We start from the raw sequence: 623 nt of genomic DNA on the forward strand, positions 1-623 counted from the left end.
CGGTATGGGTGTGTCGGTGTTGTTGGGGTGGTCGACGAATGCGGTGATCGGTCAGGTGTTCCCGACGATGGTGTCGTATCTGCATATCACGGGGACGTATGCGACGTTTTTTGTGATCAATGCGGTGATGTCGTATTTGACGTGGAGGTTTCTGCCGAATACCAGTGGTCGGTCGTTGGAGGAGTTGGAGGAGTCGTTCTCTCGTGGTGACTTCCGGTAGTCGGATCGTGTCGTACTGTTTCAGGAGAGGAGAGTTGTGACGGTCATCGTTGCAGTCACTGATAACCCGGAGGGTCGTCTGGCGCTCGCGTCGGCTGTGGGTGAGGCGAAGGGGTTCGGTACGGATCTCGTCGTCGTCAATCTCGGGCTGACCTCGCTCGACGTGTCCGGTGTCGATCCGGATGTGGATATCACCGTGGTGGATCGGGTGGGGCGTGACGACCGGGATCCGGTGGACGCGGTCCTGGACGAGATCACCGATCGTCAGCCGTCGCGTCTGGTGATCGGTGTCAAGCGCCGCAGCCCGCTCGGTAAGGCGGTGCTCGGCTCGGTCAGCCAGCGCCTGCTGCTGCACAGCCCGATCCCGGTCCTCGCCGTCAAGCTCGACGACGACGAAGAATAGG

General features: G+C 60.8%; 2 protein-coding genes. Both read left to right on the plus strand.

The features are described from left to right. A partial coding sequence (locus ABD908_RS27485; protein WP_345002098.1) for an MFS transporter occupies positions 1–220 on the plus strand: 220 nt, incomplete at its 5' end. Positions 221–256: 36 nt separating this feature from the next. After that, on the plus strand, positions 257–622 hold the full coding sequence (locus tag ABD908_RS27490; RefSeq protein ID WP_345002101.1) for a universal stress protein: 366 nt from the start codon (positions 257–259) through the stop codon (positions 620–622). The last annotated feature ends 1 nt before the right edge of the window (position 623 follow it).

The sequence above is a fragment of the Tsukamurella soli genome (genome assembly GCF_039541155.1).
GTDB lineage: Bacteria > Actinomycetota > Actinomycetes > Mycobacteriales > Mycobacteriaceae > Tsukamurella > Tsukamurella soli.